The organism is Nitrosomonas eutropha, from assembly GCF_900116685.1.
Taxonomy (GTDB): domain Bacteria; phylum Pseudomonadota; class Gammaproteobacteria; order Burkholderiales; family Nitrosomonadaceae; genus Nitrosomonas; species Nitrosomonas eutropha_A.
This window is the reverse complement of the sequence record NZ_FPBL01000002.1, coordinates 327,389-342,507: the sequence shown is the minus strand read 5'-3', so window position 1 is coordinate 342,507 and position 15,119 is coordinate 327,389. Positions and strand designations below refer to the sequence as shown.

12 protein-coding genes and 1 pseudogene are annotated in these 15,119 nt (G+C 48.7%); 7 read left to right on the top strand and 6 right to left on the bottom strand.

The genetic code is table 11. The features are described 5' to 3' along the window. Positions 1 to 69: 69 nt before the first annotated feature. Together fliG and fliF are read right to left on the bottom strand one after the other, a co-directional pair. Entirely contained in the window at positions 70 to 1,062 is a 993-nt protein-coding gene (gene fliG / locus BM331_RS04180; protein WP_074927323.1) for a flagellar motor switch protein FliG, read from the bottom strand. Beyond that, positions 1,052 to 2,698: a flagellar basal-body MS-ring/collar protein FliF gene (gene fliF, locus BM331_RS04175; protein ID WP_074927322.1), complete on the bottom strand. Its 1,647-nt coding sequence runs from the start codon at positions 2,696 to 2,698 to the stop codon at positions 1,052 to 1,054. The genes fliG and fliF overlap by 11 nt, the downstream gene beginning before the upstream one ends. A gap of 230 nt (positions 2,699 to 2,928) precedes the next feature. Here fliF and BM331_RS04170 point away from each other — a divergent pair, with 230 nt between their 5' ends. From BM331_RS04170 to BM331_RS04155, 4 genes are read left to right on the top strand one after another with little or no spacing between them, the layout of a single operon-like run. Beyond that, positions 2,929 to 4,116: a sensor histidine kinase gene (locus tag BM331_RS04170; protein WP_074927320.1), complete on the top strand. Its 1,188-nt coding sequence runs from the start codon at positions 2,929 to 2,931 to the stop codon at positions 4,114 to 4,116. Between the two features lie 60 nt (positions 4,117 to 4,176). Then, positions 4,177 to 5,490: a sigma-54-dependent transcriptional regulator gene (locus BM331_RS04165; RefSeq protein WP_074927319.1), complete on the top strand. Its 1,314-nt coding sequence runs from the start codon at positions 4,177 to 4,179 to the stop codon at positions 5,488 to 5,490. 28 nt (positions 5,491 to 5,518) lie between these two features. Next, positions 5,519 to 5,848: a flagellar hook-basal body complex protein FliE gene (fliE, locus tag BM331_RS04160; RefSeq protein WP_074927317.1), complete on the top strand. Its 330-nt coding sequence runs from the start codon at positions 5,519 to 5,521 to the stop codon at positions 5,846 to 5,848. A 34-nt stretch (positions 5,849 to 5,882) separates the two neighbouring features. Continuing rightward, positions 5,883 to 6,692, top strand: coding sequence for a flagellar brake protein (locus BM331_RS04155; RefSeq protein ID WP_074927315.1), 810 nt, complete (start codon positions 5,883 to 5,885; stop codon positions 6,690 to 6,692). A gap of 20 nt (positions 6,693 to 6,712) precedes the next feature. Here the strand turns inward: BM331_RS04155 and BM331_RS04150 are convergent, their stop codons facing one another. The 4 genes and pseudogenes from BM331_RS04150 to BM331_RS04135 all read right to left on the bottom strand — a co-directional run bounded on the left by BM331_RS04150 (position 6,713) and on the right by BM331_RS04135 (position 9,780). Further along, positions 6,713 to 7,057, bottom strand: a complete 345-nt coding sequence (locus BM331_RS04150) for an EscU/YscU/HrcU family type III secretion system export apparatus switch protein (protein WP_074927313.1) — start codon at positions 7,055 to 7,057, stop codon at positions 6,713 to 6,715. Then, positions 7,044 to 8,060 (bottom strand): flagellar hook-length control protein FliK, encoded by a 1,017-nt coding sequence (gene fliK, locus BM331_RS04145; RefSeq protein ID WP_074927311.1) that lies wholly within the window; start codon positions 8,058 to 8,060, stop codon positions 7,044 to 7,046. Before fliK ends, BM331_RS04150 begins: the two co-directional genes overlap by 14 nt. Before the next feature lie 25 nt (positions 8,061 to 8,085). Beyond that, positions 8,086 to 8,601: pseudogene (locus BM331_RS04140) on the bottom strand (integrase core domain-containing protein); the annotation flags it as partial. Between the two features lie 168 nt (positions 8,602 to 8,769). Further along, a complete protein-coding gene (locus BM331_RS04135; RefSeq protein ID WP_074927310.1) occupies positions 8,770 to 9,780 on the bottom strand; it encodes a fatty acid desaturase family protein in 1,011 nt (336 codons plus the stop codon). Between the two features lie 586 nt (positions 9,781 to 10,366). Between BM331_RS04135 and BM331_RS12155 the strand changes: the two genes are divergently transcribed. From BM331_RS12155 to BM331_RS04125, 3 genes are all read left to right on the top strand, one after another. Then, positions 10,367 to 10,498, top strand: a complete 132-nt coding sequence (locus BM331_RS12155) for a hypothetical protein (protein WP_256214811.1) — start codon at positions 10,367 to 10,369, stop codon at positions 10,496 to 10,498. 441 nt (positions 10,499 to 10,939) lie between these two features. Beyond that, positions 10,940 to 12,031, top strand: coding sequence for an efflux RND transporter periplasmic adaptor subunit (locus BM331_RS04130; protein ID WP_074927308.1), 1,092 nt, complete (start codon positions 10,940 to 10,942; stop codon positions 12,029 to 12,031). After that, positions 12,028 to 15,114, top strand: coding sequence for an efflux RND transporter permease subunit (locus BM331_RS04125; RefSeq protein WP_074927306.1), 3,087 nt, complete (start codon positions 12,028 to 12,030; stop codon positions 15,112 to 15,114). Before BM331_RS04130 ends, BM331_RS04125 begins: the two co-directional genes overlap by 4 nt. The last annotated feature ends 5 nt before the right edge of the window (positions 15,115 to 15,119 follow it).

Below are 15,119 nucleotides of genomic sequence, written 5' to 3'. Positions count from 1 at the left end.
TTTGTCAGGGTAAGGGGAGAGGATTCGTAACGACGCACAGTTTTCTGTTATTCGCAATAAATAAGGCGCTTAAAGGAAACCATCTCCTCCTCCACCCAGCGCGACACGACCATCATCGGCAAGCTGGCGTAAAGTCTTGAGAATTTTCTTCTGTTCAGCTTCCACCTCGGAGACACGAACTGGCCCTTTGCTTTCAAGGTCTTCACGCAGCACTTCAGCAGCACGTTGCGACATGTTCCTGAAAATCTTGCTGCGCAGTTCTTCTTTTGCACCTTTGAGTGCAGTGATGAGCGAATCTGACTGAATTTCCCGCAGCAGCAGTTGTATACCCTGGTCGTCAACCTTTAACAGATCATCGAAGACAAACATCTCATCCATGATGCGTTGCGCGATTTCTTCGTCGTACTGGGTGAAATTTTCAATAACACTGTTTTCCAGCGCAGTGGGCATGAAGTTCAGGATCTCTGCGGTGGTACGGACACCACCCATACGCGGCTTTTTGATGCTATCAGTACCTGACAGCAGTTTACTTAGCACGCCATTTAATTCGCGTAATGCAATCGGTTGCACGCTATCCAGCGTGGCAATGCGCAGCAGGACATCGTTACGTAGCCGTTCAGTGAACTGCGCGAGAATTGTGCTGGATTGATCACGCTCCAAGTGGACTAGAATCGTGGCAATAATTTGTGGGTGTTCGTTCTTGATCAGCTCTGCAGCAGCAATGGCATCCATCCACTTCAGACTTTCTATACCACTGGTATCATCTCCCCGGCTGATGCGATCCAGCAGATTAGCTGCTTTCTCCTCTCCCAGTGCCTTGATCAGTACGTTGCGCAGATAGTCTAGTCCGTCCTGCCCCAGTGAGGTTCTATCATCAGCCTGTTGGCAGAACTCTTCCAGTACCAGTTCTATTTTTTCCCGCTTGATATCGTTGAGAGCGGCCATGGCCTCACTCAGTTTCTGTACTTCCTTGGGACCAAGATAGCGAAAAACCCGGGAAGCTTCTTCTTCTCCCAGCGACATCAACAGGATTGCACTTTTTAATATTCCTTCATCGTTCATTGCCGGATACCCATCCTTTGACGACGTTGGCCACAATGGCCGGTTCATTGGCAGCCAGTAATCTGGCCTTTTCCAGATTTTGTTCCAGAGTCATTACCCTGATCGTATCGATCACAGTTTCGTCCTGTTCTGAATTATCCCTGGCAGTTAGTGCCGGAACAGGGGCAGGCGGCGGCGGAGGCAACAGATTTTTCAGAAATGGCCGGAAGATTTTTTGCAGGAAGAACAGCACGATGGCAGCAATTAGCAACTGTTTGCCAATATCTTTGGCGAGCAGAACGGTATCCGGATCTTTCCAGAGTGGTGGCTCTTCCAGTGCGTCCTCTTTCAGCCTGAATTGACTGCTGGTGATGGTCAATGTATCACCGCGAGTCTCACTGAAACCGATGGCCTGTTTGACCAGCGCCGTAATCTTTTCAATTTCTTCGCCCGTAAGCGGTTCGTTGATCGGGTTGCCTTCTTCATTCATCCTTGTGTGGTAATTGATTACCACTGCTGCCGAAAGCCGATTGATCTGCCCGGTTGGCTGACGGATATGTGAAATGGTTTTATCCACTTCGTAGTTGGTAGTGGATTCCTTCCGGGTGTCGGAGGGAGTTGTCTGAGCAGTTTCTTCTTGGCTTTCCTTGGATTCTACTGGTGCCTGGGCCGGGGCAGGAGGGCGATTTGACAGCGCACCAGGCACACCACCTTCGGGTTGTGAAATAGAAACCGATTCGGATTGTTGCTGACTGCGAACCGCTGCAGATTCTGCCGGATTGTTGTTGGGACGGTAAGTTTCTTCGGAACGCTCGATGCGGGAAAAATCAACATCTGCAGTCACCTGTGCATGTACATTATCCTGGCCGGTGACAGGCGTCAGAATAGCTTCAATGCGCCGGACGAAATTCTGTTCCATATCCTGCACGTATTTAAGCTGGCCAGGGTCAAGCCCGGTTTCCATCTGATTCTCTTTCTGGCCGCTTAACAAATTTCCCTGCTGATCAACAACCGTGACATTTTTGACCGGTAGATCGGGAATACTGCTGGAAACCAGATGGACGATGGCACTGACCTGTTCGGGGTTCAGCATGCGTCCATGGTGCAGGTTCAGCAGTACAGAAACACTTGGTTGTTGGCGCTCCCGAGCAAACACGCTTGGTCTGGCAATGGCCAGGTGCACTCGTGCTCCCTGCACGGCTGACAAGGACTGGATCGAGCGGGCCAGTTCGCCTTCCAGTGCGCGCTGGTAATTGACTTGTTCCAGAAACTGACTGGAGCCGAATTTCTGATTTTCCAGTATCTCGAAACCAGACAGATTGCCCTTGGGCAATCCCTGTCCTGCCAGACGCAGACGGATCTCATGCACCTGATTGACTGGAATCAGAATCGAGCCACCGCTCTCGCTGAACTGATACGGAACGTTCATCTTCTGCAGAGCATCAATGATTGCGCCGCCTTCCTGTTCCGATAAGTTTGCGTAAAGCACGCGGTAATCCGGTGTCTGGCTCCACAGCCATGTTCCTGCGATCAGTGCGATAACGGCAGCCGCCGCCACCATCAATCCCAGTTTCTTTTGGGTCGGCAGTTGTTTGATTTTATCCAGCTGGCTGAATGCTTTTTTTTCTTGCTGGATTTCTTCCTGAACGGTTGCCATAAAATCACCTCCTGCCCGGTTGATCGGGATTGACACAGCCTGACGAATATTTGAGCTGATTCTGGTTTGGCATATGAATATCGAACGTAGTTAAACGAATACCGGAATTATCAGGATATTCGCCAGACCCGAATCCCGGAACAGAGAACATTTGTTTGTGCTATTCCAGCCGTAATCCGGGTAGAGGGTGATGCTAAGCTGCGCAACATCGAAATTGGGTTTGTTTTTCCATGAAAACAGAAGTTACTGTTACATCACTGGCTAACCATGAACAGCTCAGGCAGGCATTTACTGTATTTAGCCAGGCCTCCAGCCAGCTTTCCGGAATCTATCGCGAATTACAGCAGCAGGTTTCCCGGTTGACTGAGGAGCTGGCGCTGGCCAATGGAGAATTACAATGTGAACTGGCTGCCAAGGAAGCGCTTTCGCAACAGCTGGGTCAGTTGTTGACAGCACTGCCGGGTGGCGTTGTTGTGCTAGATCACCAGGGCCGTATCAGCCGGGTAAATCCAGCGGCAGTTCGTTTTTTGGGAGAGCCATTATTGGGGATGACGTGGCAGCAGATCGAGCAGGAACGTCTGCAGCCAACTGGTCTGGCCGGGGAATGGCTGGCAGCAAAAACTGTCACTGCCGCACCTGGTTTATGCAGAATCTTTATCGAAAACAGCCTCTCGGAAACCACTGGAGAAAGTATTTTGTTGCTGCATGACATCACAGAAGCCCATGCGCTGCGCGAACAAAATCGCCGTAACCAGCGGCTGGCAGCAATGGGTGAAGTGGCTGCCGGCCTGGCGCATCAGTTGCGCACGCCTTTATCAACCGCATTGCTATATGCCGGACACTTGAGCGCTGAAACACTTGATACTCAGGAACGAAGCAGCTTTGCCGCTAAAACGATAGAGAGACTCCATCATCTGGAGCATCTGATCCGTAACATGCTCCAGTTTGTAAAAGGAGAGCCTGTGCCTGCGGGGAAAGTGAAATTATCCGTATTGTTACGTAAATTACAGCAGGTGATGACACCCCAGATGCAGCAACGCCAGCTTCGTTTCGTGGTGGAAGATAACAGCATTGGGACCAGCCTGAATGTGAATCAGGATGCGCTGAGTAATGCCGTGATGAATCTGCTTGATAACGCTGTGCAGATTGCGCCTGCAGGCAGCCTGATCACGCTGGTTTGTGAAACAACAATGGATGAAGCGCGGCTGATCATCAGCGATGAAGGCCCGGGAATTGACCCGGTGTTGCATGAACAGGTGTTTGAACCATTTTTTACTACCAGGACTGAAGGAACCGGCCTGGGGCTGGCTATTGTACATAACCTGATTCAGTCGATGCAGGGTGAAATCCGGATTGATTCAACACTCGGCGTTGGAACCCGATTTACGATCTGCCTGCCAAGAGCCGCAAAGGTATAAACCAATGAATTTATCCCGACGAGTAAAATGGCAACAACTAAAAATGAGGACAGATAAAAGATGCGAAATTTACCTGTACTGATTGTAGAAGATGATCCAGATTTGCTGGAAGCATTGTGTGCAACCCTCAAATTGAAGGGTTACACGAGTCTCGCCGCCAGCGGGGGTGAGCAGGCTATTGATCTGTTACGCAGCTATCCGGTAGGGCTGGTTATCAGCGATGTACAGATGCGTCCGATGGATGGCCATACGTTGTTGCAAAATATCAGGCGAAGTCATCCGTGGATTCCGGTTGTGCTGATGACCGCTTATGGCGAGGTAGATAAGGCTGTAGCTGCCATGCGTGCCGGAGCGAGTGATTATCTGCCTAAGCCGTTTGATTCGCACAGCCTGTTGGCGTATGTCGAACGTTATTTACTGACGATCAGCAATGAGGATGAGCCAGAAATTGTGGCGGAAGATCCCCGTACCCTGACATTGTTGTCATTGGCGAAAAAAGTGGCTGCGACTGATGCGACCGTCATGCTGATGGGGGAAAGTGGCAGTGGCAAGGAAGTGTTGGCCCGGTTTATTCATCGTCATTCGTCGCGTGTATCTCAATCTTTTGTCGCAATCAATTGCGCTGCCATTCCCGAAAATCTGCTGGAAGCAACTCTGTTTGGTTATGAAAAAGGAGCGTTTACTGGTGCATTTCAGGGACAGGCAGGAAAATTCGAGCAGGCTAATGGTGGCACTTTGCTGCTGGATGAAATTTCGGAAATGCCACTCAGTCTTCAGGTAAAACTATTGCGTGTATTGCAAGAGCGTGAAGTGGAGCGGGTAGGCAGCAATAAAGCTGTCAAGCTCGATATTCGCCTGATTGCTACTTCCAACCGGGATATGCAGGCGTATGTGCGGGCAAGCCAATTTCGTGAGGATTTGTACTACCGGTTGAATGTTTTCCCACTGGAGATTCCTCCGTTGCGTGAACGCGCGCAGGATATCGTGCCATTGGCGCAGTATATTCTGGATAAATCCACCCAACCTGGTTGTAGGCTGACAAAATCAGCCATGCAATCTCTGGAGCGGTACACCTGGCCGGGAAATGTGCGCGAACTGGAGAATGTGATGCAACGTGCCATGATTCTGGCAGCAGGGCCAATTGAGGCTGCACATCTGAACTTGCCGGAGTCGCCGATGAACAAGACTTCCCGGGAGAATGTGCATGGAGCAGATGAATCCTCACTGTGTGACATTAAATCACTTGAGCGAGATCATATTTTGCAAACACTGGCGGCTGTGAACGGTTCACGCAAACTGGCAGTGCAGAAACTTGGTATTTCCGAGCGGACATTGCGTTACAAGCTGCAGCAATACCGGCTTGCTGAATGCTGATTAATTTAACAAAGAGCGGAGAACAAATATGAATATTGCATCAGGGATGGATCAGGTGCTGGCGCAGCTCAAGGCAACCTCGGATCTGGCGGCAGGCGGCAATAGGTCCTCTGTGGTTGCACCTGCAGTTTCCCAGGCGGATTTTGGCCAATTACTCAAGTCTGCGGTTGATCAGGTTAATACAGTGCAACAGACCGCCAGCCAACTCAGCCAGGAATTTGTGCGCGGTAATCAGGATGTCGAACTGCACGATGTCATGATTTCCCTGCAGAAAGCCAATGTTTCCTTTCAATCCATGATTCAGGTGCGCAACCGGCTGGTAACGGCTTATCAGGAAATAATGAATATACAAGTGTAAAGATCCCGGGCTATAAAGAACAAAGGAGCAGACTATGGCCATACTCCAGACATTCTCCGAGCAGGCGATCTCTTCGGCAAGAGCGGATGATGTACAAGAGCCAGATTACAGCGTGCATTCCCGGCCGGAAATATGTTTTTTTCTGAATGGGATCATGCAGGAAAAATCTCTGATTTCACTGTACCTTGCGCGGGACAGTCACTCCGCCATTCTCTCATCCATTCTGGCGATTGATCCGCAGAAGAAGCTGTTGATAATGGATTACGGTATTAATGAAACGCTCAATCAGATAGCGCTCAAAAGGGGATATCTGCGGTGTATTACCAGCCATAACCGGATTCGGATCGAGTTTGATTGCGACAATCTGCAGCGTGTCCAGTTTGAAGGTCGTCATGCATTCAGTGCTGATATTCCGGAATCACTGAAACGTCTGCAGCGGCGCAATTTTTACCGGGTCACTACGCCCATCACCAACCCTGTGGTTTGTACTATTTCTTCATTGCGGGCACCAGACGAGACGCCAGTTGCCTACAGCCTGCTGGACATCAGCTATGGTGGCATGGCGCTGATAGATCAACCAGATACTGATACGCTTCTGAAAGCTGGCACGAGGCTTGAACACTGCCGGATTGATTTGCCAGGAGATGGTAACTTGTTTGGTTCAATTGAAGCCTCCATCCAGATCACGTACGTCGGTACAGTTATTCTGAATAATGGGAATACCTGCCCGCGCATTGGTTGCGAATTTATCAATCTGCCCGAGAAATCAAGAATATTGATACAGCGCTACATTATAAAACTGGAGCAGCAGGCAAGAAAACTTGAAACTGAATCCGGTTTTTGAAACCAGCACCGCCGGTGTAGTCAGGCAGATGTTGTTGCCATGCCGTTTTCCAGCCGGTAGAGCCATGCCAGCAGCTCGGCTACAGCTACGTATAGCTCCGGGGGGATGTGTTCGTCCAGATCAACCTGCATCAGCAGTGCTACCAGTTCTGGCGATTCATGCACATATACCCCGGCTTCTTGCGCTCGGCGGATAATTTCTTCTGCGATGAGTCCTTGTCCCTTGGCAACTACCCGAGGGGCTGTCATGCCGTTGAGGTAAGTGAGTGCTACTGCTCCGGGGGTGGCCGCCCATCCCGTTGTGGTGAGTGATGAGTTGATCGGCTCGCTTTGATTTTCTTGCTGGTTTAATTCAGGATTCTTCATGCCGCTGGATCTCCATTGCGCGAATTGTTAGCCCGGTTACTTGCATGGCGTTGGCCAGTGCCATCTGTTCTTTTTTGAGCTGCTGCGTAATATTATTGGAATCAGCATCCAGCTGGATTCGTATGCCTTGTGGATCAATCATAAGTGTGGCAGTGATTTTTCCCAGATTCGGCAGGTGCAGGTGGATACGAGTCTGCCAACGGCCGGGTTTCCCGGTTGTTTCGCCGTCAAACTGCTCTTTTTCCTGATAATTATCGGGGTACTCGGTGATGTCCCATTCCATGGCCTGCCCCGGCCAGACTTCTCCTCGCCATTGGATGGTTCCAGTTTCTAGCGTATGTAGCTGTTGTTGCATCAGTGAGGCTGCCTGTGGCGCAACCGGCGCTGTTGACGTTGAAGCAGTGGTTGCTGCGGGGGCGGGCAATCTGCCTTGTGGTTCCTGCTGAAGTTGCTGCAGTGATCGCTTGCCATTTAGCCATCTTGCCAAATGTGCTTCATAAAATAATCCACTGATTGCCAGTGCCTGCCGTAACTGGCCTGGCATTTGTGCTTTGTCTGCATTGATAACGGGTGGAGTCGGCAGCAGGGGAGCGGAGTTACTTGCAGCTTTAGAGGCGGGCAGAGGTTGGTTCAGTAATTGTGCAATGAGTTTTCCGGCCGGGCTAAGTGTTGCCGGGTTGCTGCCTGCTGGTGTATCGGTGTGTAACAGAAATTTTAAGCGCGGAGATTGCTCGATCAGTGTTAGTTCCAGAAGATCTCCGGTATTGACTGCAGTGGGCATACGCATTTGCAGCCACTTGCCCGCAACATTGACCATAGAATGACCATTTGCCAGCCGTTCACCCATCTGTGCCATATATTTCTGACTCAGCGTAAAGGCGGGCGTATCGGATTGCGTTGCATCCGGCACCGGATTAACGGCACTAACCGGCCGGGTCTGTGAAATCGTATCGGTTGGCGTGGCAGAAAGAATAACAGCAGGATTGACTGGATGAGAAATCATGATGCTGCTCCTTTGTAACTGGTTTTTAAATCGGATTCAAAGAGTTCGTGCTCCAATCATATCCTGTCAGAGTCTGTTTATGATCTTCTGAGTATCGGTGCCATGAAGGCCAGATGAATGACGTGGTTTCATTAAACCACGTCAGTGTGAGTCCTCGCAGGGTTTTGAGTCGCTTGGCGAAGTTGTAGGCATTCAGGAAGTTGTAGAGATGCTCTCGCAACTGCTGATGATTTTCGTAATAGTATCGTTTGACGGTTGCTTCCTTGAGGGTACGGTTCATACACTCGACCTGGCCGTTGGTCCAGGGATGATTTGGTTTGGTCAAGCGATATTCCGTACCGTTGTCCAGACAGACGCGATCAAAGATATGCAAGAAGGCGCGCCTGTCTTTTTTGCGGTTGGTGAATTGGATACCATTGTCTGTCAGGATGGTGTGGATTTTGTAGGGTACGGCAGTGATGAGAGTGCGCAGGAACTGCGCCGCTTCCATCTTGCCGTACCTGGGTAGCAGCTCGGCGTAAGCAAACTCCAGTGTGCCATCTCCCACAGCTAATTCAGGTGCATTCTGTAGATCCCGCTGTGTGAGGCCTCAGATTGAGTCATGGTGCGCACAAGCAAAATAGTTATGTTCGCGTAGCGCACTGTTGGGCGGAGACATTGTTGCGGATACTCTCCCAAATCAGGTCTTTCTTTGGGTTAACATTCCAGGTTAATCAATATTTCTAGTGAAGGACTTGGATGAAGGCGAATTCCGGGATTCTGTTGTGGCTGTGGTCTCGGGACCCTGCCAGAGCGCATGAATGAAAATTGCTAAATAGCTTTTATCAATCAGTGCCCCGACTCGCTCAATTTCAGGAAGCAGCAATGCGTGTAATTTTTGCAGGTTGTACCAAGGTACACCAGGGCGGGCATGATGCCCGATGTGATAATTGATGTTATTCCAAAAAAATGAATTCAATTGATTACTGATGATCGTCCGAGTTCCTGCCAATGGTCCAGCATCCCAAGGACAGCCATAATGTTCAGCGATGAATCGCATACTGTTAAAAAAACCAAAAAAAATAAGTGGCCAAAACCACACATTAAATACTTGATTTGTAATACCTTGGGAGGCTGCCCAATCAAATACGGCCCACATTATAGCTATGTGAAGCGCTATCTCACTCCAATGGATCAACGCTTTTTTCCCACGCAAAATCTTTAGTGGAAAAATTAATGTAAACTGAATTGCAGTCAAGAACACACCAATGATTGCATAAGCATAGAAAAGTATGAAATCGCCTACTCCACGTTTTCCCATCGTGAATGCATCCGGATCTTTCGAAGTGCGATTATGTCTATGATGAATAAGATGATCTTCCTTAAAGGAAGTAAATGAAATAATGAGTGGAATCATCGCGAAAATTCCGAATACCTGATTCTTCCAGCGAACTTTAAATAAAGTGTTGTGCGTACAGTCGTGCATAAAAGTCACAATCCCCATCTGTATGTAGCCCATTCCTAAGTAGCATACCCAGGTCAACGCCCAATAGCTTGAATTCCAGGCGATGATTCCTAGTGCAATCCAAATCCCGTAGAAAAGAGGGATTTTTAGATTTGGTACCCAACGATGCTGATAGAGCTGCTTCAATTCCGCGGAATTATTGAAAGGGAGTGGGAGTTTATTTTGTTCATGTGAGGGACTAAATATTTCTGCCCCTTTTGTTTTGTGGGCTGGCACGGGTGCTCTCTTGGAGGTGAAATTCCTCCCGTAAGTTGATCACAGCGAAGCTGCGGGGATAGACTCGACTGCGGAAACTGAACCGCTCCGGGTACTCGGTAGGTTTGAGTCAGACAATTCTGACTGACTTTCCCAGTTGACGATAATACGCTTTTTCTAATTCTGCTGGGAGCTATGATCTTTAGAACTGAACGGTTCAGAACAAAATGACCCGCTACAGGTAGTTTTGCGGGAAGGTGCGCACAAGCTGCTGGCAGCAGTGATTGAATCGGAAGTAGCTGCTTTTATCAAACAGCGGGTTCTAACAAAGTTTAGATGGTGACGTCGGATGCTTACATTCCCGTCGTCATGATTCATTTTTATTTGTATTCTCGGATATTCGCCAGAAGATCGTACATTTGACTGCGTGAATCCTATGAATTGAGGATCGAAGATTACAACTCTACCGAGTTATACAAAAGGCAGATCTTTTATGCTATATTTCTAGCTGGTCGCATCTTATTTGTGATGTGAATCAATAAAGAAAATGTGAATTCAGTTCATTATCGTTTCATTTCTAATCCATACGATCAAGGAGTTATGAAAAATGAGTACAGTGGGAAAAGGTAGCGATGCTGATACCGCCAAAAATATGATATTGGGTACTGTATTTTTATTGGTGCTATTAGCTTCATGCGCCGCACTGGCTGTGCATCTCACCCCCGTTGTTGTAAACTAGCTTTTTGACAACTACATAGTACGGTATTTCGCCGCTGTGTTGGTTATGTCGATACACTATCCCCTCCAGTTTTTCTTCGGCGGGGATGGATCGCAATAAGAATGATTTATTCCATAGTAACTTCATCTTGATCTATCTCGCGTTCAATCATTAACCGGTTCTGTTTCTTTCAGCAACTTGGTTTAATCATCCAGATCTTATTTCAGCTCTATCGTTTGTTTCCAGATTTATCGGGAAAAAATCCTTTTTATTTTTAAGGAGGTAGAAGGTGTATTTTGATAATATTCCTGACTCTTGACCCCTCTCTGGGGATGACATTCTGATTGTTTATTTGTGAGATGGCTGTTTGCCTTGGGCGGGCCGGTAAATTTACAATAGGGATAATCCTGATACGTCAGATAACGTGGTTTGTACTTGTGAAATACAGGGAGAGCGCTGACCGTGGTGTTGGATAGAATAGAAAGGTTGTTATGTATCGTTTTGGTGCTGATACTTACTGCTTGCAGTAAGCAGGAGGAGGCTGTAAAAGTAGCCAATCCGCCATCAGTCAGTGTGACCACTGCCCGGAATGTGTCTATGGAAGTGCGCGAGGAATCCATTGGCTCACTGGAGGGCATAATGGATCCAACGATCGCGGCAGAAGTATCCGGGCGCGTCCTCAAAGTACTGGTGCATCAGGGGCAACATGTGAAGAAGGGACAGGAAATTGCTTTGTTGGATCCGGCTGATCATCAGTTACAGCGACGTGAGGCTCTCAGCGAGGTAGCGAGATTGGAGGCTCTGTTGGAAAACCAGCAGCGTTCAGTCGAGCGCAATACCCGGCTGGTCGAACGAAATTTTATTTCCCAGATCGTGCTGGATGATGTCAAAACCCAGGAAATAGCATCGAATCGACAGCTGGAGGGAGCGAAATCCCGTCTGGCCACAGCTGAACATAATAAATCCAAAACACGCCTGTTTTCACCGATGGATGGAAAAGTTGAATCACAGATCGTTGTTGAGGGAGACTATGTCAAGGTTGGTGATCCGTTACTGCAAATTATCAATAACCAGCACTTACGTGCTCATCTGCCATTTCCGGAAAGTATTGCTTCATATATCAGGCCGAATCTTGAAGTCAGGTTGAGTACGCCTACTTCTGATACTGAAATTGTTTCCCGCATCAGGGAATTGAAACCTGCCATTGGTGTTAGTAATCGGGCGATTGATGCGCTTGCCTACGTTGAGAATCAGCCTGGCTGGCATGCAGGCGCAAGTGTCAGTGGCGTGGTTATCCTTGGTATGCGCGAGAATGTAGTGGTTGTGCCGGAGCAGAGTGTAGTGCTCAGGCCGGCAGGCCGGGTGGTTTATGCCATCAATGACGGGCAGGTTGAACAGCGAGTTGTGCGAACCGGCTTAAATCAGGATGGAATGGTTGAAATTATTGATGGCGTACAAGCGGGTGAGCAGATCGTACTGGATGGCGCCGCCTTTCTCACCGATGGCACCAAAGTTACTATACAAAGGGAAATACTGGGGCAGGCGGATTTATGACGCTGCCGGAGCTGTCGATCAAGCGCCATGTGCTGGCGTGGATGGTTTCAGGGTTATTGGTGTTGCTGGGTGTTATCAGTTATCAGCGAATTGGAATGGATCGCTGGCCATATATCGAATTTCCCATCATTTCGGTAACAACGACTCTGATTGGAGCAAACCCGGATATTGTTGATGCCAGTATTACCGGTATCATTGAAACCGCCATCAATACTATTCCTGGTATTGAGCATGTGCAATCCAGTTCTTCCCCGAGCGTTTCGACAACAACAATCACCTTTGATCTGGATAAGGATATTGATGTTGCCTATAACGAGGTGCAGGCAAATATCAGCCAGATCCTGAAGCGTTTGCCGGATGATACTGATCCACCAATTGTGCGCAAGATCGAAACCAATGCCCAGCCTGTCATGTGGCTATCGCTGCAGGGTGATCGTACCTTGCAGCAACTTAACCTGTATGGGTTTAATGTCATCAAGAAAAAGCTGGAAACCATTGATGGCGTCGGTGAAGTTCGTTTGGGTGGACGGCGTGACCGCACGATACGAATCAACGTCCTGCCTGGGCGTATGGCTACCTATAACTTGACTGCCAGCGATGTAATCAATGCCTTTCGGCGCGAGCATATTCAGTTGCCGGGTGGTTTTCTGACAGGTAAAAACACAGAAAGATTGATCAAGCTGGATCTGGAATTTCATAATCTGAAGGATATAAGCAACCTGATTGTGGCTTATCGTGAAGGTGCCCCGATCAGATTGAAGGAAATTGCAGAGATTGAGGATGATCTGGCTGATTACCGCCAGGTGGCTCGTTTCAATGGACAACCCACGCTGGGGCTGGGGATCGTCAAGGTTTCAAATGCCAATACAGTTGCCATCATCAATGAAGTTGAGCGTCGGCTGGCAGAAGACATCAATCCGAGCTTGCCGCCCGGGATGCGTATCAGTGTTTCTTCCAGCGATGCAATTTTCATCAAAGAGCTGGTATATGCGCTGCAGGAGCATCTGGTCGAAGGCACCTTACTGGCTGCGCTGGTTGTCTGGCTGTTTCTGCGTTCGGTTCGTTCGACGTTGATTATTGCGACTGCAATCCCGGTATCACTAATGGGTGCCATTGCTGTCATGTATTTCTCGGGCTTTACCTTTAACACCATGACGTTGCTGGCTTTGCTGTTGCTGATCGGGGTGGTGGTGGATGATGCCATTGTAGTGTTGGAGAATATTTTCCGGCATATGAGTCATGATCAGGCAAAACACGGTAAAGTCGATGCGACGGCAGCTTCGATCAGAGGCAGTCACGAAGTGGTATTTGCTGTCATGGCGGCTACACTGGCACTGGTATGTATCTTTGCGCCAGTGATCTTTATGGAAGGTATCATCGGCAAATTCTTCAAATCGTTTGCTGTAGTTGTTACCTTTGGTGTATTGATTTCGTTGCTTGTTTCATTAACGCTGACACCCATGCTATGTTCGCGTTATTTACGTGTTGATCGAAAGCATGGTCGTCTCTATTACTGGCTGGATAACTGGTTTGATCGTATGGATCATAGTTATGCTTCGCTGCTCGGGCTTTCCATACGGCACCGTTGGAAAGTCATCGTGCTTACTGTTATCACGGTATTGAGCAGTATTTTTTTCTTTGGCAAAGTGGATAAGGAGTTTTCTCCGGAAACGGATGAAGGTGTATTTACGATAACGTTCAGGACGCCACTTGGTTCAAGTATTGACTACACTGATTCACGCCTCAGGCTGATTGAACGTGTATTGGCAACTTATCCTTCAGAAATAATCAGTTATCTTGGAATGATTGGAGCTGGGCAAGATGGCCAGGTGAACAAAGGGTTTGTCAATGTACGTTTGTATGATCGAAATACCCGCGATATGAGCCAGAAAGTGTTGATGCGCGAACTGAGAGAACATTTCGATAAAATTCCTGGTGTCCGGGCATTTCCTGCTCCGGTTTCTATTGTGCGCGGGCAACGTTCAGAAAAATTACAGTTCAACCTGACTGGTCCTAATCTCCAGGAAGTGGGCCAGTTAGCCAAAGAAATGCAGCTGCGGCTGGGAAAAATTCCGGGTATGGGTAAGGTTGATCTTGATCTCGATCTTGATTTGCCGCAGCTGGTCGTGAATATAGATCGGACACGTGCCGCCAGTCTTGGTATATCCGCAGCTGATATTGCCACAGCAATCAATATGTTTACCGGTGGTGTTGACGTGGCCCGGTTCAACGATGATCCGGGGGATGGGCAACGCTACGAAATCCGGATTAAAGGTAAGGAAGATCGGTTTAGCCAGTTGGATGATCTGAAAAAGATTTATTTGAGGAGTAGCGGGAATGAGCTGGTAAGACTGGATGCGGTTGCTGAATTCCGGGATACCCTGGGGGCCGCGCTAATCGGGCGATTTGATCTGCTATATGCGGCGATGTTCTATATCAACCCTGCGTTACCGCTGGATAAAGCAACCAATGCCGTATTTCAGCAGGCTGCCGAGTTATTGCCACCAGGTTATACAGTAAAGCTCACCGGGCAGGCGGAAGAGCTGGCCAAAACAATGAAAAGTACCGTATTTATTTTTACGCTTGCACTGATTTTGCTGTATATGGTGCTGGCCAGTCAGTTCAATTCCTTTCTGCAGCCGCTTATCGTTATGGTGGCACAGCCACTTGCCATTATTGGCGGTATTTTTGCCTTGTGGCTGACAGGCAATTCACTCAACATCTTTTCCATGATCGGGCTGGTGCTGCTGATCGGCCTGGTGGCAAAAAATTCCATCCTGTTGATTGACCTAACCAATCAACTGCGTGAACAGGGCAAGTCTATTGATGCAGCTCTTAAGGAAGCCTGCCCGATCCGGCTGCGGCCAGTGCTGATGACCTCGTTGACTGTCATCCTCGCACTGCTGCCGGCAGCGATGGGGTTGGGGGCCGGTGCTGAAACCAATCGTCCACTTGCTGTTGCAGTTATCGGGGGCATGGTTTCCTCAACACTGCTTACATTAGTGGTGGTGCCAGCCGTTTATTCCCTGGTGATGCAGACAGTGGATAAATTGCATCTCTCCCGGCGTGCCTCCACTGAATGAGTTGA

Excerpts from the sequence above, each read along its gene's own strand:
- BM331_RS04170 (WP_074927320.1), top strand. The coding sequence starts at position 2,929 with ATGAAAACAGAAGTTACTGTTACATCACTGGCTAACCATGAACAGCTC.
- BM331_RS04150 (WP_074927313.1), bottom strand. The coding sequence starts at position 7,057 with ATGAAGAATCCTGAATTAAACCAGCAAGAAAATCAAAGCGAGCCGATC.
- BM331_RS04155 (WP_074927315.1), top strand. The coding sequence starts at position 5,883 with ATGGCCATACTCCAGACATTCTCCGAGCAGGCGATCTCTTCGGCAAGA.
- fliE (WP_074927317.1), top strand. The coding sequence starts at position 5,519 with ATGAATATTGCATCAGGGATGGATCAGGTGCTGGCGCAGCTCAAGGCA.
- BM331_RS04165 (WP_074927319.1), top strand. The coding sequence starts at position 4,177 with ATGCGAAATTTACCTGTACTGATTGTAGAAGATGATCCAGATTTGCTG.
- fliG (WP_074927323.1), bottom strand. The coding sequence starts at position 1,062 with ATGAACGATGAAGGAATATTAAAAAGTGCAATCCTGTTGATGTCGCTG.
- BM331_RS12155 (WP_256214811.1), top strand. The coding sequence starts at position 10,367 with ATGAGTACAGTGGGAAAAGGTAGCGATGCTGATACCGCCAAAAATATG.
- fliK (WP_074927311.1), bottom strand. The coding sequence starts at position 8,060 with ATGATTTCTCATCCAGTCAATCCTGCTGTTATTCTTTCTGCCACGCCA.
- BM331_RS04125 (WP_074927306.1), top strand. The coding sequence starts at position 12,028 with ATGACGCTGCCGGAGCTGTCGATCAAGCGCCATGTGCTGGCGTGGATG.
- fliF (WP_074927322.1), bottom strand. The coding sequence starts at position 2,698 with ATGGCAACCGTTCAGGAAGAAATCCAGCAAGAAAAAAAAGCATTCAGC.